General features: G+C 59.1%; 18 protein-coding genes. 9 read left to right on the top strand and 9 right to left on the bottom strand.

Going from position 1 to position 17,567, the window contains the following annotated elements; translation table 11 throughout:
- Positions 1–35: 35 nt before the first annotated feature.
- The gene (locus tag ACGK9W_RS15675; protein ID WP_008175654.1) at positions 36–308 is read right to left on the bottom strand and encodes an HU family DNA-binding protein; all 273 of its coding nucleotides are present in this window, start codon (positions 306–308) and stop codon (positions 36–38) included.
- 294 nt (positions 309–602) lie between these two features.
- On the opposite strand from ACGK9W_RS15675, the gene ACGK9W_RS15670 reads away from it, so the two are divergent.
- On the top strand, positions 603–1,667 hold the full coding sequence (locus tag ACGK9W_RS15670) for a hypothetical protein (protein WP_008175657.1): 1,065 nt from the start codon (positions 603–605) through the stop codon (positions 1,665–1,667).
- Between the two features lie 26 nt (positions 1,668–1,693).
- Entirely contained in the window at positions 1,694–3,757 is a 2,064-nt protein-coding gene (locus ACGK9W_RS15665) for a TRAP transporter large permease subunit (RefSeq protein ID WP_008175659.1), read from the top strand.
- 21 nt (positions 3,758–3,778) lie between these two features.
- Here the strand turns inward: ACGK9W_RS15665 and ACGK9W_RS15660 are convergent, their stop codons facing one another.
- The 7 genes from ACGK9W_RS15660 to mutM all read right to left on the bottom strand — a co-directional run bounded on the left by ACGK9W_RS15660 (position 3,779) and on the right by mutM (position 9,336).
- Complete coding sequence (locus ACGK9W_RS15660) at positions 3,779–4,057, bottom strand: hypothetical protein (RefSeq protein ID WP_014578662.1); 279 nt, start codon at positions 4,055–4,057, stop codon at positions 3,779–3,781.
- 87 nt (positions 4,058–4,144) lie between these two features.
- Positions 4,145–5,680, bottom strand: coding sequence for a phosphoenolpyruvate carboxykinase (locus ACGK9W_RS15655; RefSeq protein WP_008175663.1), 1,536 nt, complete (start codon positions 5,678–5,680; stop codon positions 4,145–4,147).
- A 171-nt stretch (positions 5,681–5,851) separates the two neighbouring features.
- Positions 5,852–6,706, bottom strand: coding sequence for an Hsp33 family molecular chaperone HslO (gene hslO / locus ACGK9W_RS15650; protein ID WP_008175666.1), 855 nt, complete (start codon positions 6,704–6,706; stop codon positions 5,852–5,854).
- A gap of 69 nt (positions 6,707–6,775) precedes the next feature.
- Positions 6,776–7,183 (bottom strand): ribosome-associated heat shock protein Hsp15, encoded by a 408-nt coding sequence (gene hslR / locus ACGK9W_RS15645; protein WP_008175667.1) that lies wholly within the window; start codon positions 7,181–7,183, stop codon positions 6,776–6,778.
- A 41-nt stretch (positions 7,184–7,224) separates the two neighbouring features.
- Complete coding sequence (gene yrfG / locus ACGK9W_RS15640; protein WP_405417451.1) at positions 7,225–7,914, bottom strand: GMP/IMP nucleotidase; 690 nt, start codon at positions 7,912–7,914, stop codon at positions 7,225–7,227.
- Between the two features lie 95 nt (positions 7,915–8,009).
- Positions 8,010–8,339: a hypothetical protein gene (locus tag ACGK9W_RS15635; protein ID WP_008175672.1), complete on the bottom strand. Its 330-nt coding sequence runs from the start codon at positions 8,337–8,339 to the stop codon at positions 8,010–8,012.
- A 184-nt stretch (positions 8,340–8,523) separates the two neighbouring features.
- Positions 8,524–9,336 (bottom strand): bifunctional DNA-formamidopyrimidine glycosylase/DNA-(apurinic or apyrimidinic site) lyase, encoded by an 813-nt coding sequence (gene mutM / locus ACGK9W_RS15630; RefSeq protein WP_039882121.1) that lies wholly within the window; start codon positions 9,334–9,336, stop codon positions 8,524–8,526.
- Positions 9,337–9,476: 140 nt separating this feature from the next.
- On the opposite strand from mutM, the gene ACGK9W_RS15625 reads away from it, so the two are divergent.
- Positions 9,477–10,655 carry a fatty acid desaturase gene (locus ACGK9W_RS15625; protein WP_053113263.1) on the top strand — a complete coding sequence of 393 codons (1,179 nt, stop codon included), beginning with the start codon at positions 9,477–9,479 and terminating at the stop codon, positions 10,653–10,655.
- 77 nt (positions 10,656–10,732) lie between these two features.
- On the opposite strand, the gene rsmD is transcribed toward ACGK9W_RS15625, so the two are convergent.
- Positions 10,733–11,383 (bottom strand): 16S rRNA (guanine(966)-N(2))-methyltransferase RsmD, encoded by a 651-nt coding sequence (gene rsmD / locus ACGK9W_RS15620; RefSeq protein WP_405417448.1) that lies wholly within the window; start codon positions 11,381–11,383, stop codon positions 10,733–10,735.
- 161 nt (positions 11,384–11,544) lie between these two features.
- Here rsmD and ftsY point away from each other — a divergent pair, with 161 nt between their 5' ends.
- The 6 genes from ftsY (at position 11,545) to hyi (ending at position 17,523) form a co-directional block, all read left to right on the top strand.
- Positions 11,545–12,732 carry a signal recognition particle-docking protein FtsY gene (gene ftsY / locus ACGK9W_RS15615; RefSeq protein ID WP_405417446.1) on the top strand — a complete coding sequence of 396 codons (1,188 nt, stop codon included), beginning with the start codon at positions 11,545–11,547 and terminating at the stop codon, positions 12,730–12,732.
- 29 nt (positions 12,733–12,761) lie between these two features.
- A complete protein-coding gene (gene ftsE / locus ACGK9W_RS15610) occupies positions 12,762–13,454 on the top strand; it encodes a cell division ATP-binding protein FtsE (RefSeq protein WP_008175683.1) in 693 nt (230 codons plus the stop codon).
- The gene (gene ftsX / locus ACGK9W_RS15605; RefSeq protein WP_008175686.1) at positions 13,444–14,451 is read left to right on the top strand and encodes a permease-like cell division protein FtsX; all 1,008 of its coding nucleotides are present in this window, start codon (positions 13,444–13,446) and stop codon (positions 14,449–14,451) included. Before ftsE ends, ftsX begins: the two co-directional genes overlap by 11 nt.
- Positions 14,452–14,642: 191 nt before the next feature.
- Positions 14,643–15,503 (top strand): RNA polymerase sigma factor RpoH, encoded by an 861-nt coding sequence (gene rpoH, locus ACGK9W_RS15600; RefSeq protein WP_008175688.1) that lies wholly within the window; start codon positions 14,643–14,645, stop codon positions 15,501–15,503.
- A 321-nt stretch (positions 15,504–15,824) separates the two neighbouring features.
- Positions 15,825–16,736, top strand: a complete 912-nt coding sequence (locus ACGK9W_RS15595) for an NAD(P)-dependent oxidoreductase (protein WP_053113261.1) — start codon at positions 15,825–15,827, stop codon at positions 16,734–16,736.
- Positions 16,737–16,743: 7 nt separating this feature from the next.
- Positions 16,744–17,523: a hydroxypyruvate isomerase gene (gene hyi / locus ACGK9W_RS15590; protein ID WP_008175692.1), complete on the top strand. Its 780-nt coding sequence runs from the start codon at positions 16,744–16,746 to the stop codon at positions 17,521–17,523.
- The last annotated feature ends 44 nt before the right edge of the window (positions 17,524–17,567 follow it).

Raw genomic sequence — 17,567 nt, 5'->3', positions numbered from 1 at the left:
GTAAAGCAGGCCCGCAGCTGCGTGCCTGTGCCTGACTAGCGGATTTCGTCTTTGAGCGCCTTGCCGGCCTTGAAGCCTACGGTTTTGCTGGCAGGGATGCGAATGGTCTCGCCGGTTTGCGGGTTTCGTCCATCACGCGCTTCGCGGCTGCGGATGTTGAAAGTGCCAAAGCCGATCAGGGTGACATCCTCGCCACGGGAGGCGGCGGCCGATACCTGGTCGGTAAATGCGGTAATCACTTCGCTGGCCTTTTCCCGGGTCAGCCCGGTGCGGTCGGCAATGGCCGCGGCGAGTTCAGGTTTGCGCATCGGATACTCCTTTTATTGTATTTCTGCGGGTTCGGTCTGTACTGGCCGGAATCACAACGACTCTCGGTTGCTCCAATCTATAGCGGCTCGCGGCCCATTGTGCAAACCAAGGGGTGGCATAGGTGTGTGTAAATTGGCGTCATTTGCGGCATCGGTCGCATAAAAACGGGGCCTCCTGCGCCATAATGCGTGCCTGGTTACAGACTGTAACAAACCGGTTTCTCCGCCAGAGTCCGGGCCGTGCGATTGCAGCAGGGCTGCATCAGAACAAAAAACGCAAAAGGTGAAGAAGGTATGACCCATTTCCGGAATCCCTCCCGCAAGTCGCCGTTTTCCGCGCGTCGAGTGCGTAACCTTGTGGCGGCTTTCACGGCCAGTTTGGTCCTTGGCGGCTGCAGCGCGGTGAATCACGTGATGTACAAGACCACCGGGGATGTGATGCAGGGCTTCTCCAGGGATCACACGGTGCCTTTTCTGATGGAAAGCAACGATCTGGCCATGGGGTGCGCCATGAGCGAGGCGACTGCGCCACTGCTGATGTCCTTCGGCCGCGTTACCAATGAGCCGGACCAGTTGGCGGTGATGCTCTACCTCAGTGCCGGCGGCTGCGCCGAAGAAGAGGCCAGGGAGCACGAGCTGGCCGCACTTGCCGCCCTGAATGCCATGAACGGCAATGAGGCCGAGGATGCCATGATCCAGCAGAAGCGCGCACATAGCGTTGCTGCCCGGCGCTATTACAAGGCCTGGCAGCACCACAATGCCCATTACGGCAATCCTGCCGATGGCGAATGCCCGGATTTTGATGACGACATGGACGAGTTCATCTACATGGCGGGTCTTCTTTCCGGCCTCCAGGCGCTTAATGCCCAGATTCAGTCCACCTCGTCCATTGGCGTACCGGCGAACGTTGGCTCCATTGCCGCCCGGGCCACAAGCTGCCTCGATAATGAAAAATGGTGGGGTGCGCCCATGGCATTGCGGGCAACGGTGTGGGCGATGATTCCGGGTGCCCAGCCCGAGGGTGAGAACGCGTTTGAACGGCTGGCCATCGCCGACGATCAGGGCGAGGTTGCGGGTGTGCGTTTGCCCCACGTGTTCCACGCCATCGCGGCCCTGAACAAGGGAGACGAAGCCATGGTCCGTTCGGTGATCCGGGATCATGCCGAATCGATCGAGACTACGCCGGCCAATGAGCAGTGGCGGTTCGTGGACGCCATGGCCACCGATATGATCGTCGCGGTTTCTGACCGTCTCTGGGTTGAGAACACCGGGCACCGTACACCCATGGGACAGCTGGGCAGCTTCTGGGATGACCAGGCGGAAGCCGTTGAAACCATGGATCTGGACGATCTGCTGTAACCACTCCCTATCCAGAGTAATCAGTTATGTCGAAGGGCGGTTTTCATCGTAGCGGGCTGGAGTGGTTTTCATCGCTGCCCGCCTGTCTGTTATTGCTTGCAGTGGTCATTTTCTCCACGAGCAGCGACATCCACAACCAGATGCTTCGGGGCGGTGAACAGCTCTGGAGTGGCTATTACAAGTTGCGGATGGATCCGGTTCAGCCCACCTGCGACCCGACTCGGGATATCGACGCGGCGGTTGCTGAAGAAATGGCGGCGGATGCCGAGACGGATGACCCGATGGCCGCGTTGCTGGGGGCCGAGGAAAAAGACCCGGCTGACGTCCGGCTTGCCATCGAACGAGCGGTTGCTGACTGCCGCGAGGCCCACCAGAATTTCGAAAATCTCAGTGAACAGCTGACACCAGGGGTGAAAGCCTATCGGGCCATCGAACTTTTTATTGCTGACCTGATCGCCTTTGGCCTGGAGTCACAGCGTTTCATCCTCGTGATCCTTGTCATGCTGTGCGCGGTCACGGCGACCCTCACTCGTCATCATATCGCCATGCGTGCCATGGAAACCCGGCTGGATTACACGGTCTCCCATACTCTTCAAACCATCGCCAATGCCATGCTGCTGGGGTCGAGCGCAATCTTTCGCCAGTCCAGCCTTGGTTCAGACACGGCGGTCTCGTCCGAAGAGTTGTTGCTGCACAATTTCTGGATTATCGGTTTCGCCTGCCTCACGTTGGCCAGCCTCTACCGGCTGTTCCGGGTGCCTGATGATCTTGAGGAGGGCGGCAGCCTGAACAAGGCCTTCCTGGCCGTTCCGCTCTATACCGTGATGTGTCTGATCTCCGGCACCTATTTTGCGCTGATCGGACACGCGTCGGGGATTGGTATCTATCTCGGAAAGATGATGGAGCTGTCCGACATGTTCCTGAATGTCGGTCTGTATGTGTGGGTGGGCATGATGCTCAAGCAGACCCGCCTGGCCACCCTGGTGTTCAATGTCTTCCGGCCCTGGCGCATGCCACCGGAAATGCTGGCGGTTGTAGCGGTTCTGGTGGCGGCCGTGCCAACGGCCTACACCGGCGCTTCCGGCATTTTCGTGATCGCGGCCGGCGCAGTGATATACAGTGAGCTGCGTGCCGCCGGTGCCCGGCGGCATCTGGCCCTGGCGGCGACCGCTATGTCCGGTTCCCTGGGCGTGGTTTTGCGCCCCTGCCTGCTGGTGGTTGTCATTGCTTACCTGAACCGGGAAGTCACCACTGATGAGCTGTTTGGCTGGGGCATCTGGGTGTTCGTGCTGACCGCCACCATGTTCGCGATCGTGGCCCTCAGTGTGAACCGACAGAGTGAATTCAACCTGGCGCCCTCTGCTGAAGCCTTCCCGGCCATGACGCAGGCGCTCAAACCCCTGATTCCCTACGTTCTGGTCATCGCTGCCGTGGTGCTGTTTTACCGGCTGGCGCTGGACGTGAGCATGGATGAATTCTCGGCGCCAAGGCTGCTGCCGGTGATCATGCTGGCAATCCTTGTGTACGAGCATGTCAGCCTGAAAAACCGGTCAGGAAAAGCCTCGGGAGAGATCAATCATCAGGGCCTGGAGCGAAGTCTCCGCGGCGCCACAAACGATACGACGGCGGAAATTGGCGCGCTGCTGCTGTTGCTGGGGCTGTCGGTCAGCATCGGTGGTGTGATCGAGCGGGCCCACCTGATGGAGGCTTTCCCGCAGTCGTTCGACAGTGCCTGGTCGGCCATGCTGCTGATGGTGGTAATCCTGGTGATCCTGGGCATGATCATGGACGCATTCGGTGCCGTGATCCTGGTGACCGCCACGGTTGCCACGATTGCCTATTCCAGCGGAATTCATCCGATCCATTTCTGGATGGTGACCCTGGTGGCATTTGAACTCGGCTACCTGAGCCCGCCGGTAGCCCTGAACCATCTGCTGACCCGGCAGGTGGTTGGAGAGGCGGAAGTGCTGGCGGCGCAACAGGAAACGGGGACTTTTTATCAGCGCCATGAGCGTATCATTATGCCGCTGATTGCCATGGGGATTTCGCTGGTTCTGGTGGCCTTTGTGCCGCTTATTTTCTACGCCTGATTACAGGATATGGGGCGTCCGCTAGCGGTTGCCCCACATCTTCGACACCGCGGCATCCGAGCCCAACGTCCCGACCACCAGGGACACGCCACCAATACCGAAGAAAACAAGCACGGGAATCAAGGCGCCTGCCTTACCGGTGTAAACGAGCATCGCCGCCGACACCGTCGCCAGAACGAGGAACAGGACGCCCACCACATTCAGCACAGTGCGGTGCGAATCTTTGTAGCTGGGCCCAACCTTTCCGGATTCCAGTGGTTTGAGAATAAACGAAAAGAGCTGGCGTAGACGCTGTTTCATGAAGCCGTTTCCTGGAGTGTGTTGGGCTATCATACAAAAAAAGCGCCGTGCTTTCGCAGGGCGCTTTCCTTACTTGCCGTAATCGACTCAGCTAAGCTTCGGACCGGCTTCGACGATCGAATCTGCCACGTCGAACTTCTTGAAGTTCTCGACGAACTGGGCGATCAGTTCCTGGGCCTTGCCATCGTAGTAGTCCGGGCTTACCCATGTGTTGCGCGGGTTCAGCAGCTCGGTGTCCACGCCCGGAACATGCTTGGGCACGTCCAGGTTCAGGGTCGGCAGGTGTTCGGTTTCCACGTCGTCCAGGTCGCCATTCTGGATTGAGGCGATGATGGCACGGGTGGTCGGAATGCTGAATCGCTGGCCTTCACCGTAAGGACCGCCGGTCCAGCCGGTGTTGACCAGGAAGACCTTGCTGCCAAACTCGTCCATCCGCTTCATCAGAAGCTCGGCGTAAACGCCCGCCGGACGGGGGAAGAAGGGCGCACCGAAGCAGGTTGAGAAGGTGGACTTCAGCTTCGAGGAGGAACCCATCTCGGTGGAGCCAACCAGAGCGGTATAGCCACTCAGGAAGTGGTAAGCGGCGCCTTCGCGGCTCAGGATGGACACGGGCGGCAGGACGCCGGTCATGTCGCAGGTCAGGAACACGATGTGAGATGGCTCACCGGCGCGGTTCTCGATCACGCGCTTTTCAACGTGCTCAAGCGGGTAGGCGCAGCGGGAATTTTCGGTGAGGGATACGTCGGTGTAATCCGGCTCACGGGTCTCAGGGTCGATGGTCACGTTCTCGACAATGGCACCGAAACGGATGGCGTCCCAGATGATCGGTTCATTTTTCCGGGTCAGGTCGATGCACTTCGCGTAGCAACCGCCTTCGATGTTGAATACGGTGCCCGGGCCCCAACCGTGCTCGTCGTCACCGATGAGGAAGCGGTGCGGATCGGCGGAGAGGGTAGTCTTGCCAGTGCCGGACAGACCGAAGAACAGGCAGGTTTCGCCGTCTTCACCGACGTTGGCCGAGCAGTGCATGGGCAGCACGTCTTTTTCCGGCAGCAGGAAGTTCTGCACGGAGAACATGGCCTTTTTCATCTCGCCGGCGTAGTGCATGCCAGCCAGCAGAACCTTGCGCTTGGCAAAGTTGATCATCACGCAGCCGTTGCTGTTGGTGCCATCGCGCTCAGGATCGCACTCGAAGTTGGCGGCGTTCAGGATCTGCCATTCCTGCTTGTCGGCCGGGTTATAGCTGTCCGGACGGATAAACAGGTTGCGGCCGAACAGATTCTGCCAGGCGGTCTCGGTCGTCATTTTGACCGGCAGGTAGTGTTCCGGGTCGGAACCAACATGAACGTGAGACACGAACTGGTCTTTCTCGGCGATGTAGGCTTCAACACGATCCCAGAGGGCGTCGAATTTTTCAGCGTCGAAAGGACGGTTGATCGGACCCCAGTGGATATCGTCCGAGGTGCTGGGCTCCTCGACAATATAACGGTCCTTGGGAGACCGGCCCGTGCGCTCACCGGTTTTTACGACCAGGGAACCGTTGGATGCCAGCTGGCCTTCTTCACGCGCCAGTGCCACCTCAACCAGTCGTGCTGTACTCAGATCACTATAAGTGTTGCTCACTTCGACCTCGCCCTCGGGATGCTTAGTGATTGCTCAGGCCGCTTCCTAAAATTGACGGAAATCTGAGCAGTCGGGTCAATTCAGGCGCGCTATTATGCCAGAGACGCCGGTAAAAAACGACTGCCCGGGAAGCCTTGCTATCAGCGGGTTCCCGGCTAATCGAACGTGTTTCTAGTGTAGCGTATGACCGGTGAAAAGATGATCAATATCATTTCTATCGAAGCGATAGTGAGCATGACAGAACTGGCAGTCCATTTCGATAGAGCCCTCTTCCTCGAGGATGCTGTAACACTCCTCGCGGCCGATGGCTTCCAGGGCACCGAGGGTACGCTCCCGTGAGCAGCTGCACTGGAAGGCGACCGGTTCGGAGTCAAACAGGCGTACGGTCTCCTCATGGAACAGGCGGTGAAGCAGGGTTTCGCTGTCCAGCTCCAGTAATTCGGAGGCTTCCACGGTTCGGGCCAGATGGTTTACCCGGTCCCAGAGGTCTTCATCCTCCTCTGTGGCGCCCGGCAGGCGCTGTAGCATCAAGCCGGCGGCGCCGTTTTCGTCGGCAAACAGGAACAGGCTGGTGGGAATCTGCTCCGAGCGATCAAAGTATTCCTCAAGGCAGCCGGCGAGTGTCTCCTGATCCCGGGGTACAACGCCCTGATAACGGTTGCCGCGGTTGGGCGTGATGGTAATAGCCATCCGACCCTCGCCGAGCAGATCGTGGAAGCTGTCTTCGCTGACCGCATGCTCATCAAAGCGGGCCAGGCCGCGGATGTGTCTGTCGTGGCTGCACTCGGCCATTAATGTGCGCAGAGGCCCTTCCCCCTGGGCCTGTACCGACAATGTACCCTCAAACTTCAGGGTGCTGCTCATCAGGATGCTCGCCACCAGTGCTTCTCCGAGGAGTTCCCGGACCGTGTCCGGGTAGGGCGCCTGGCTGCCGATTTCCTGATAGCTGTCCGCTAGCTGAACCCAGGCTCCCCGCACCTGGCTGTGTTCAAAGATAAAGCGCTGGAACTGGTCGCGGGCTGCCATGTTGTGTCTCCTGAATGCTGAATGCCGGTCGTTGCACGTTTGACTGAGGGCGGGGATGTAATAAAGGGTTCAGAGGCCGTTCTGTTCGCGAAAGCGCTGAATGTCCCTTCGGTCTTTCTTTGAGGGGCGTCTGGCCGGAGGAAGCTGCGCTGCCTGCATAGTTTTACGCTGCCAGGCCATTTCCTCGCGTTTCTTAACGCTGTCTTCGGTTTCGTGGTAGAGCTTCTGAGCTTCGGGTGCACCACGGCGCCGGTCGCTGATGTCATCAACAATAATGATTTTTTCCTGCCAGCCCAGGCGCAACGTCAGCTTTGCGCCGGCTTCCACCAGCCTGCCGGGTTTGCATCTCTGGCTGTTGTAGTGGACCTTGCCACCCTCGATCGCTTCCTTGGCCAGGGAGCGGGTCTTGTAGAATCGGGCGGCCCAGAGCCATTTATCGAGTCTTACACGTTGGTCGTCAGCGGTTGATGCCGTCATGTCTCCTCACCTGATGGGCTTGTAGCCCAATTATAACCCTGTCATCGGCCGGATGGCAGGGGCGACCGCTGGCGAAGCGCGGGGAGAATTTCATCGAAGTGATGAATACAGGGTATTTCCGGGTGCTGCTCCCGGGCTTCCTGTTGGCTGTCCGGCGCCAATACGGCCAGACATTGGGCAATGCCGGCCGCCAGCGCACTTTCCAGCACCGGAAAACTGTCGTCGACCATCAGGGTGCTTTCGGCCTGGTAAGGCGTTACTCGCTGGAGGTCCTGCCAGAATGAGGGATCTTCCTTGGGCTTGCCCAACTGGTGGCTGGAAACAATGGCATCCACCCGTGTATCAAGGCCGGTTCGTTTCAGCTTCAGGGCCAGGGGGTCGGGGTGACAGTTGGTGACAATCACCGAGTGAAGCCCGGCTTGTCGGAGGGCATCGAGAAAATCCGTGACGTGGGGGCGGTAACCGATCCGGTCGCCTACCTCTGCTTTCAGCCCCGTGATGTCGAGAGACAGCCGCTCGCTCCAGTAATCGGTGCAATACCAGTTCAGTGAGCCGCGCTCGGCCATGATCATCGGAATCAGGCGGTCTTTCGCTTCCTGGGGGTGGAGGTCGTATTGCTCGGCGTACCTTGCCGGCAGATGTTCGAGCCAGAAGTGGTTATCGAAATGCAGATCCAGCAGTGTCCCGTCCATATCCAGGAACACCGTGTTAAGCGAGGACCAGTCAACCATAGAGAAAAACAGCCTGAAGAATTTGCTTCAGGCTGCCGGAGTTCGCTCGTCGGGGCAAGCCGTGATAGTACGGAGGCGTGCCCGATGGAGCCGGATCAGTTGCTGGTCTGGACCGTCTCGGGTTTCTTGCCGGTACGGGTGCAGCCCAGGCAGCGCACGAAAGTCGCCTTGGCCGGGCCCATTACCAGAACTTCCCCTGCTTCATCAGCGTTGCCGCCCAGCAGGGAGAAGGGCAGGGAGACCAGGTAGACAGCGCTGCCCACGATGGTGGTAGCCAGCAAGGCCGGGCGAACAAAAATTGCATCACCGGTCATTGCCAGTGCCGAAGGGGTTTCGTCCACGGCCTGGGCGTGCCCAAGGGATGAGAATGCCAACAGGCAGGCCGCCACAGTGGCTACCAGGGTGCGGGAAATCTTGCGGGTCATCTTACTGTCTCCTGAGCTTTAGTGGCCCTGAAAGGGTACTGCTTTAAAGAAAAGCAAACCCGGATCGTATCAACCGGATACCATCCTATTGTAAACCGTGGGCGTTAATCCTCTGTTAACTATGAATCATATTTGCGCATTTTCAAACGATTTTTCGTTGCAGAATGTGCGATCTGGTAAGCGTTCAGCGCTGGCAACGGGGACAGTAAACCGTTGAGCGATTGTTCATCCGGATTTCCTTCAGTGGTGCCCCGCATTCCTTGCAGGGCTGGCCGCCACGGCCGTACACCAGCAGGGACTGGGCAAAATAGCCGGGCTTGCCATCGCTGTTCACGAAGTCCCGAAGGGTGGTTCCGCCCATCAGAATGGCGGCGCTGAGCGTTTCCCGGATGGCTTCGGCCAGCCTGTGATAGCGGTCGAGGCTGATTCTCCCGGCCTTGCGCCGGGGATGAATGCCCGATTTGAACAGCGCTTCATTGGCATAGATGTTACCGGCACCCACGACCACCTGATTGTCCATGATGAACGATTTCACCGGTGTGTTTTTGCCGCGGGAGAGCCGGAACAGGTGCGCGCCATTGAATTCCGGGGCCAGGGGTTCCGGACCCAGGTGGGTGATCAGCGGGTGCTCTTCGGCGGAATCAGCCCACAGCCAGCAGCCGAACCGGCGTGGGTCGTTGAATCGAAGGATGACGCCGGACTGCAATGCCACGTCGATATGATCATGGGTCAGGGGAGGGGTATTGTCAGTGATGATGCGCAGGCTGCCGGACATGCCAAGGTGAACAATCACCGTGCCCCGGTCCATGTTCAGGAACAAATACTTGGCCCGGCGGTCTACACTTTTAATCACCTGACCTTCCAGTTTCTCGCCCAGATCGGCCGGAACGGGCCAGCGCAGACTGCCGTTGCGGACTGTCACTCGTGTAATAGTCTCGCCTTCGCAGTGGGGTGCTATACCCCGTCGGGTCGTTTCTACTTCGGGCAGTTCAGGCACGGGCGGGAATCTCCGGTGGAAAACGTCTAAGTGTAATCAGTAACAATTTTGCATCCAAATGCTGTTGTTGTGGCTTACAGCTGTACGCTAAAGTGTGGAGGTTGGCCTCGCGCCAAAGATATTGATTTTGAGGATTTGCTATGTGGTTTAATGGTCTTCTTGACCTGTCGGTGATGCAGCTCATTCTGGTCACCCTCGGAATGACACACGTCACGATTGTCAGTGTAACGCTCTACCTGCATCGCCATTCGGCGCATAACTCGCTGGACCTGCATCCGGCCCTGAAACACTTCTTCCGGTTCTGGCTCTGGTTAACCACTGCGCAGAACACCAAGGAATGGACCGCCATCCATCGTAAACACCACGCCAAGTGCGAAACCGAGGAAGATCCCCACAGCCCGGTCGTCTTGGGTATTCGCAAGGTGCTGTTCCAGGGCGCCGAACTCTATGCGGAATCGGCGACGCCCGAAACGCTCGAGCGCTACGGCCAGCGGACACCGGAAGACTGGGTGGAGCGCAATGTTTACAGCCGCTACAAGATGCTCGGCATCGCGTTGATGGCGGTAATCAACCTGGCCCTGTTTGGCGTTCACGGTATCTGGATCTGGGCGGTGCAGATGATGTGGATTCCGGTCTGGGCTGCCGGTGTGGTCAACGGTATCGGCCACTGGATGGGTTACCGGAACTACGAATGTGCCGATAACGCCCGCAATATCAGCCCACTGGGTCTTCTGATTGGCGGTGAAGAGTTGCACAACAACCACCATACCTATCCCAACTCATCCAAGCTGTCTCGCCGCTGGTTCGAGGTGGATATCGGCTGGGGCTACATCCGCCTGTTCCAGTTGTTCGGACTGGCCAAGCCCAAGGGTTATCGACCGATTGCCCACCATGTGCCAGGTAAACTGGAGGTGGATGTGGAAACGGTTCAGGCCATCGCCAACAACCGGTTCGATATCATGCGCCAGTACCGTAAACGTGTCATGGAGCCGGTCCTGCGCCAGCAGAAGTCGCTGATGGACGATGAGATCCGTCCCCGTTACCGGAAGCTCAAGCAACTGCTCTCCCGTGAGATCACACTGATTCAGCCGAAGGAGAAGGAAACCCTCGAGTCTGTGCTGGAGCGCAATGCGGTGCTGCGCCAGATCTATGAGAAGAGCCACGAGCTGCAGGCCCTCTGGCGCCAGCGTGGGCTCAAACCCCAGGACAAGCTGAACGCGCTGATGGAGTGGTGCCGTGAGGCGGAAGCCAGCGGTATCCGCTATCTGGAAGAGTTCGCCGAGCACCTCCGGGCCTACTCGCTGCGCCCCTCAACCTGATGCCGGGTAGAGAATCGACGTAAACCTGCTTCGGCGGGGAATCCGGGGCCAGATGAAAGCGTTCATCTGGCCCTTTTTTATTCTGGCCCGGAAACAACCCGGAACAGGGAGTAGGTGACCTGTCCCGCACTTTTTTGCCGGTGCAACTGCCAGGAAACGGGCACAGAAGGCGTTGGCAGCTCGCTCTCGTGTTCCACGTAAACCCAGCCGCCGGGTTTGATCCACGCCTGTTTTTCCAGCAACGGAAACAGCTTTTCGAGCCAGCCCTGGCGAAACGGCGGATCCATGAACACGATATCGAATGGCGGTCGGTTTCTCTGGGCCAGATAGCTTTCGACGTCCGAACACACCACTTCGCCGTTGTCGGATTTCAACAACCGGAGGTTGTCTCGCAGTGCTCTGGCCAGGGCTGGCGTGTGGTCCACGAGGGTGGCCTGCCCGGCACCCCGGGAAAGAGCCTCTAGCCCAAGCGCGCCGGAGCCGGCGAACAAATCGAGGCAGTCACTGCCGGCAAGGTGGAAGGCAAGCCAGTTGAACAGGGTTTCGCGGGTGCGCGCGGGGGTGGGTCGAACGCCACCGGCGTCCGGGAAGCGCAGTTTGCGGCTGCGCCAGTCGCCGCCAATGATTCGCAGCTCACCGGTGCCGCTGCCTTTGCCAGCCGGAGCCGCCTCGCGACCAGCTGGGGATCTCGTCTGGTGAGACCTGCTTGCGGATTGTCTGCGCGTCATAGCCGCCGCTCCACGGAAATATTCGGTTCAGGATATGTGCCTGCATCTTACCGGAAACGTTTACGGTCGCGATAATCGGAGCGACCCTCACTTCACCGGGACAGTCTGCTAGAATACCGGCTTTCTTTGTCCCGCCCATTCAGACTGATGGATTGATTTTTATGACGGCAGAGTGGATTTCAATCGGCCTCCTGGCCCTTCTTGTGCTCGTATTTGTCCTGGATATCGCCGGCAACCGTAGCCGGGCACCACGCCCCAAGCCGGTGCCGCAGCGCAAGCCCGAGGTTTCCAAAGGGCCGGCACCAGAGCCGGAAGAGGGCGAGATTGAAGCGCCTGCCGCCGCAGAGCCACAACCAGAGCCGGTGGCTGAGCCGGAACCGACCCCAGAGCCCGCGGAAGAACCGCAGAAAGCACCGGAACCGGAGCCTCAGGTCAGCGTTTTCGAGCGCTTCAAAAAGGGGTTGGGCAAAACCCGGGCAAGCCTGACCGGTGGCTTGTCCGACATGTTCTCGCTTGGCAAGAAAATCGATGAGGAACTGCTGGAGGAAATCGAGACTACGCTACTGATGGCAGACGTCGGCGTAACCGCCACTTCTGAAATCATCGACTCACTCACCGACAAACTTGAGCGCAATCAGCTCAAGGACGGCGAGGCCCTGCGAAAGGCTCTGAGGGATGAACTGCATGGTCTGCTGAAGGATGTCACCAAGCCACTGCAGATCGACTCCGGCAAGACGCCTTACGTGATTCTCATGGTGGGCGTAAATGGGGTGGGCAAGACCACCACCATCGGCAAGCTCACCAAGAAATTCCAGAACGAAGGAAAATCGGTCATGCTGGCAGCCGGCGATACCTTCCGTGCCGCTGCGGTTGAGCAGCTGCAGGTCTGGGGCGAGCGCAACAAGGTTCCGGTGGTGGCGCAACACACCGGCGCTGACAGTGCCTCGGTGATTTTCGATGCCATCCAGTCGGCCAAGTCCCGTGGTGTTGATGTGGTGATTGCCGATACTGCCGGCCGCCTGCAGAACAAGGACAACCTGATGCAGGAGCTGGAAAAGGTGGTCCGGGTTATGAAAAAGCTGGACGAATCCGCACCCCACGAGGTCATGCTGGTGCTGGATGCAGGCACCGGCCAGAACGCCCTGAGCCAGGCGCAGGTGTTCCAGCAGGCCGTCGGCGTCAGTGGCATTACGTTAACGAAACTGGACGGCACGGCCAAAGGCGGTATCGTGTTTGCCATCGCCCGTCAGTTGCAGTTGCCCATCCGGTTTATTGGTGTCGGCGAGCAGGTGGACGACCTGCGCAGTTTTGATGCCGAAACCTTTGTGGACGCCCTGTTTGACGAATAGCCCGGAATCCAGCCGCGCGGAAGCCGCCCATGATTGAGTTTCGCCAGGTCACCAAGCGTTACGACAGTGATCACACCGCTCTGCGACAGGTCAATTTTGGCCTGGAACGCGGCGAGCTGGCGTTCCTGACCGGCCATTCCGGCGCCGGCAAGAGTACCCTTCTGAAGCTGATCATGGTGATGGAGCGCCCCAGTGCCGGTGAAGTGGTGGTTGGGGGGCAGGTTCTGAACCGTTTGCCCCGACGCCAGATTCCCTACATTCGTCGTCACATTGGCGTGGTCTTCCAGAACCACCAACTGTTGTTTGATCGCACGGTGTTCGACAACGTCGCCATGCCACTGGAAGTCATGGGCGCCTCCCCCAGAGATACGGGTCGCCGCGTGCGCGCGGCCCTGGACAAGGTGGGTTTGCTGCAGAAGGAAAAAATGAACCCGATGCAGCTCTCTGGCGGGGAGCAGCAGCGCGTGGGTATTGCCCGGGCGGTGGTGAACAAACCCCCGGTGCTGCTGGCGGATGAGCCCACGGGTAACCTGGACCCGGCTCTGTCTGCGGACATCATGAATCTGTTCGGGCAGTTCAGCCAAGTGGGTGTGACCGTGTTGATCGCAACCCACGACATCGCCCTGATCAACGAGATGGGGCGTCGAACGCTGAAGCTGGATCATGGCCGTCTGGTGGCCGGCGGCACGCCAGTTCTCGGGGGAGGTGTCCATGGCCGCTGATCCCCGCAAGAAAGCACAGCCTACCCGCGGCGCCAACCAGGCTCGCGCGCCCTGGCGTGAGCAGGCAGAAAGTTATTTCATCCATCACCGCAAGGTCGCCAGGGACAGTGCCAACCGCCTTTTGCATACACCGGTGGCGAGTCTGATGACGTGGACGGTCATGGGGGTTGCCCTGGCGCTGCCAGTGGCATTGCTGTTGCTGCTGACCAGTCTTCAGGGAGTCAGCGCAGGCTGGGAGAGCAGCGCCCGGGTGACCGCCTATATCGAGTTGGATGTGCCTCTCGAACGAGCCCGAGTGCTGGGTAACGAGATTTCCGGAGACGGCCGGGTGGCAGGTGTTGAGCTGGTGGATCGCGACCAGGCGCTTGCGGAGTTCCGCGCTTCATCGGGCCTGGAAGATGCTCTGGACTATCTCGAGGATAATCCGCTGCCACATACCCTGCTGATTACCCCGGAAGAGGGCGCCCGGTCCACTGAGGGTGTTGAGGGGTTGGTGCGGTTTATCGAGGGCATGGAAGGCATAGAGCGGGTTCAGGTAGACCTGGGCTGGTTGCAGCGGCTGAACGCCATGACGGATCTTCTTGCCCGTGCTGTCTGGGCGTTGGCGATCCTGCTTGCGGCGGCGGTTGTGCTGGTGATCGGCAATACCGTACGGCTTTCAATCGAGAGCCGTCGGGACGAGATTCTGGTTGCGAAGCTGGTGGGCGGAACAGACAGCTTCGTTCGCAGGCCCTTTCTGTACACCGGCGCCTGGTTCGGGCTCGGTGGTGGGATTGTTGCCCTGATATTACTGCAATTGTCACTTTGGTGGCTCAGCGGGCCCATAGAGCGGCTGGCAGGCCTGTACAGGAGCGACTTTTCCCTGGATGGGCTGCACATTGATGGCGCCCTGGCGTTGATAATTGTTTCGATGCTGCTAGGCTGGCTAGGCGCTTGGGTGGCCGTGAAGCGTCATCTGGATGACATGGAGCCGGGTGATATTGCCGGAGGAGCATGATCCGAATAACGGGAAAACCGTATTGAAGAGACAGCTTCTATTGGCGTAAGTTGTTAGATAGTAAAGCCACGGTGAATTTCCCAGATAGTTGTTTTATAACGTTTTACTGGGAATTTCGGGAACTTTCAGGGTTCTTGGCGGTCTAAAGGGTAATTGATATATTTAGGGCCGTTGGGTTCGGAGGTTAGAGCATGGGTACGAGTTTACAACTGGTTGACAGACTGGTTCCGGGTCAGAATCTCGAGTCTTATATTCAGGCTGCGAGCCGCATCCCGGTGCTCACAGTTGACGAAGAGCGGGAGCTGGCTGAACGGCTCCATTACGAGGGCGATGTGGAAGCCGCCCGTCAGCTGGTTATGTCCCACCTGCGCTTCGTGATTCACATTGCCCGGAGCTATTCCGGCTATGGCCTCGCTCAGGCGGATTTGATCCAGGAAGGCAACGTTGGCCTGATGAAGGCGGTCAAGCGCTTCAATCCTGAGTACGGTGTGCGGCTGGTGTCTTTTGCGGTGCACTGGATCAAGGCAGAGATTCACGAGTTTATCCTGCGTAACTGGCGGATTGTTAAAGTGGCCACCACCAAGGCCCAGCGTAAGCTGTTCTTTAACCTTCGCAGCCAGAAGAAGAAGCTTGCGTGGCTCAGCCATGATGAGCTGAACGCTGTTGCCGAGGATCTGGGTGTCGAGCCCAGGGTTGTCCGCGAAATGGAAGGCCGGCTGGCGTCTCAGGATACCGCCTTTGACGGTCCTCAGGACGACGATGACGACAACGCCTATCAGGCGCCTGCGTACTATCTGGAAGACGCTCGCAGCAACCCGGCGACCCAGCTTGAGAACGCGGATTGGTCGGACGATTCCAATGGCCGGCTGATGCAGGCTCTGGGGCAATTGGATGAGCGCAGCCAGGATATTCTCCGGGAGCGCTGGTTGTCTGAAAGCAAGTCGACCCTGCACGAGCTGGCCGACAGGTACGGCGTCTCGGCCGAGCGTATACGGCAGCTAGAGAAGAATGCGATGAAGAAGATTCGCATGCAGATGTCAGAGGTGGCCTGAGTTATTGGCTAGCCACTGAGTACCTGAGTCGTAAAAAACGCCACCACCGGTTCCGGTTGGTGGCGTTTTTGTTTGTATAATCGGAAACTTTACCTTGGGGGCAGAAGCGATTGGGTGGGCCTTTCCAAAACACGCTGTGAATACATCCATGTACGCTCGGCTCCGGCCCTCAGTGCTTATTGCTCCTGCGTCGCACTGAGGGTCCGGGGCAGGCCATCCATGGCCAGCCCGTGAAGCGCTTTCGCGCTTCACCCATGGCTCCGCACGGTTCTGGAAAGGCCCACCCAATCCCTTCTCCAACCTTCGTACAAGGCCTGAAAAATGACTCATAAACACCTTCATATCGCATTCCTTGGCATCGGCCTGATGGGCGCGCCCATGACCCGTAACCTCCTGAACGCGGGTTTTCCAATGACTCTGTGGAACCGCACGTCCAGCAAGTGCGAGCCGTTTGCCTCTGAGGCGGTGATCGCCGAATCCCCGGCGGAAGCGGTTGCCAATGCCGATGTGGTGATCACCATGCTGGAGAACAGCGATGTGGTGGAGCAGGTGCTGGTCGCCCAGGGCGCGATTGATGCCCTGAAGCCGGGCGCGCTGGTGATTGATATGAGTTCAATTCAACCTTCCGTGGCCCGGCGGCATGGCGAGTTGGTTGCAGAGCAGGGCGCTGGGTATGTGGATGCGCCGGTGTCCGGGGGGACTGTGGGCGCGGCTGAAGCCCGCCTGAGTATCATGGCGGGTGGCTCGGAAGCGGATGTGGATCGCGCCCGGCCGGTGTTCGAGGCGCTCGGCAAGTGCACGCGGATTGGTCCTGTTGGCGCGGGGCAACTGGCGAAGCTGGCCAATCAGGCTATTGTTGGTATCACCATTGGTGCTGTGTCCGAGGCGCTTTTGCTGGCGGCGAAAGGCGGTGCCGATCCTGCCGCTGTGCGGGAAGCGTTGCTGGGCGGGTTTGCCGGTAGCCGGATTCTGGAGCTCCATGGCCAGCGGATGATCGACCGGGAATTTGCACCCGGCGCGCCGGCTCGGATCCAGCTAAAGGACATGCGGATGATTCTGGATGAGGCCCGTGCGGAAGGGTTGACCCTGCCCCTGGCTCAACAGACGCACAATGAATACCTGTCGCTGGTGGCCAATGGCCACAGTGATGTCGACCACAGTGGCCTGTTGCTGGAGCTGGAGCATCTGAACGGTGCCCTGCTTGGCTCCCTTGGCCGCGGACCGAAGGAGTAAACACGCCATGCCCCGTTTTGCTGCCAATCTGTCCATGCTGTTCACGGAAGTGGACTTTCCCGAGCGCTTTGCCATGGCCCGGGCCGCGGGTTTTGAGGGCGTGGAATACCTGTTCCCCTATGCCTACCCCAAAGAGCGACTCGGCCAGATGCTGAGCGATAATCAGCTGACTCAGGTGCTGTTCAATCTGCCGCCCGGTAACTGGGACGCCGGTGAACGGGGCATCGCCTGCCTGCCGGACCGGGTTGAGGAGTTCCAGGCCGGCGTGGATCAGGCGATCGACTATGCCAAAGCCCTTGGCTGCCGGCAGCTGAACTGCCTTGCGGGACTGAAGCCGGCGAACGTTTCCGATGACATTGCCTGGCAGACGTTGGTGAGTAATGTCGCCTGGGCAGCGGGCAGGCTGGCTGACGAGGGTATCACCCTGTGCCTGGAAGCCATTAACTCGCGCGTGGATATGCCAGGCTTCGTACTGGATACCTCCGGCAAGGTGCTCGCACTGATCGAGGAAATCGACGCGGACAACGTGCGCCTGCAGTACGACCTTTACCATATGCAAATCATGGAAGGGGATCTGGTGCGCTCCATGGAGTGTCTTTTGCCCTGGATCGGCCACATTCAGTTTGCGGACAACCCGGGGCGACATGAACCCGGCACGGGGGAGATTAACTTTTCGAATGTTTTTGCGGCCATCGATGCCATGGGATATGACGGCTGGGTAAGCGCGGAATACCGGCCTACCGGGGCAACCGGTGACAGTCTAGGCTGGTTTCCGGGGAAAGCCTGACCGTCGCCATTGGCGACACCCTCTTACAAGATCGTAACTGGCCG

The organism is Marinobacter flavimaris (assembly GCF_045057155.1).
GTDB lineage: Bacteria > Pseudomonadota > Gammaproteobacteria > Pseudomonadales > Oleiphilaceae > Marinobacter > Marinobacter manganoxydans.
The sequence above is the reverse complement of the archived record's forward strand: the minus strand, read 5'-3'. Positions and strand labels throughout refer to the sequence as shown.

Excerpts from the sequence above, each read along its gene's own strand:
- ACGK9W_RS15675 (WP_008175654.1), bottom strand. The coding sequence starts at position 308 with ATGCGCAAACCTGAACTCGCCGCGGCCATTGCCGACCGCACCGGGCTG.
- ACGK9W_RS15670 (WP_008175657.1), top strand. The coding sequence starts at position 603 with ATGACCCATTTCCGGAATCCCTCCCGCAAGTCGCCGTTTTCCGCGCGT.
- ACGK9W_RS15665 (WP_008175659.1), top strand. The coding sequence starts at position 1,694 with ATGTCGAAGGGCGGTTTTCATCGTAGCGGGCTGGAGTGGTTTTCATCG.
- ACGK9W_RS15660 (WP_014578662.1), bottom strand. The coding sequence starts at position 4,057 with ATGAAACAGCGTCTACGCCAGCTCTTTTCGTTTATTCTCAAACCACTG.
- hslO (WP_008175666.1), bottom strand. The coding sequence starts at position 6,706 with ATGGCAGCCCGCGACCAGTTCCAGCGCTTTATCTTTGAACACAGCCAG.
- hslR (WP_008175667.1), bottom strand. The coding sequence starts at position 7,183 with ATGACGGCATCAACCGCTGACGACCAACGTGTAAGACTCGATAAATGG.
- yrfG (WP_405417451.1), bottom strand. The coding sequence starts at position 7,914 with ATGGTTGACTGGTCCTCGCTTAACACGGTGTTCCTGGATATGGACGGG.
- ACGK9W_RS15635 (WP_008175672.1), bottom strand. The coding sequence starts at position 8,339 with ATGACCCGCAAGATTTCCCGCACCCTGGTAGCCACTGTGGCGGCCTGC.
- ACGK9W_RS15625 (WP_053113263.1), top strand. The coding sequence starts at position 9,477 with ATGTGGTTTAATGGTCTTCTTGACCTGTCGGTGATGCAGCTCATTCTG.
- rsmD (WP_405417448.1), bottom strand. The coding sequence starts at position 11,383 with ATGACGCGCAGACAATCCGCAAGCAGGTCTCACCAGACGAGATCCCCA.
- ftsY (WP_405417446.1), top strand. The coding sequence starts at position 11,545 with ATGACGGCAGAGTGGATTTCAATCGGCCTCCTGGCCCTTCTTGTGCTC.
- ftsE (WP_008175683.1), top strand. The coding sequence starts at position 12,762 with ATGATTGAGTTTCGCCAGGTCACCAAGCGTTACGACAGTGATCACACC.
- ftsX (WP_008175686.1), top strand. The coding sequence starts at position 13,444 with ATGGCCGCTGATCCCCGCAAGAAAGCACAGCCTACCCGCGGCGCCAAC.
- rpoH (WP_008175688.1), top strand. The coding sequence starts at position 14,643 with ATGGGTACGAGTTTACAACTGGTTGACAGACTGGTTCCGGGTCAGAAT.
- ACGK9W_RS15595 (WP_053113261.1), top strand. The coding sequence starts at position 15,825 with ATGACTCATAAACACCTTCATATCGCATTCCTTGGCATCGGCCTGATG.
- hyi (WP_008175692.1), top strand. The coding sequence starts at position 16,744 with ATGCCCCGTTTTGCTGCCAATCTGTCCATGCTGTTCACGGAAGTGGAC.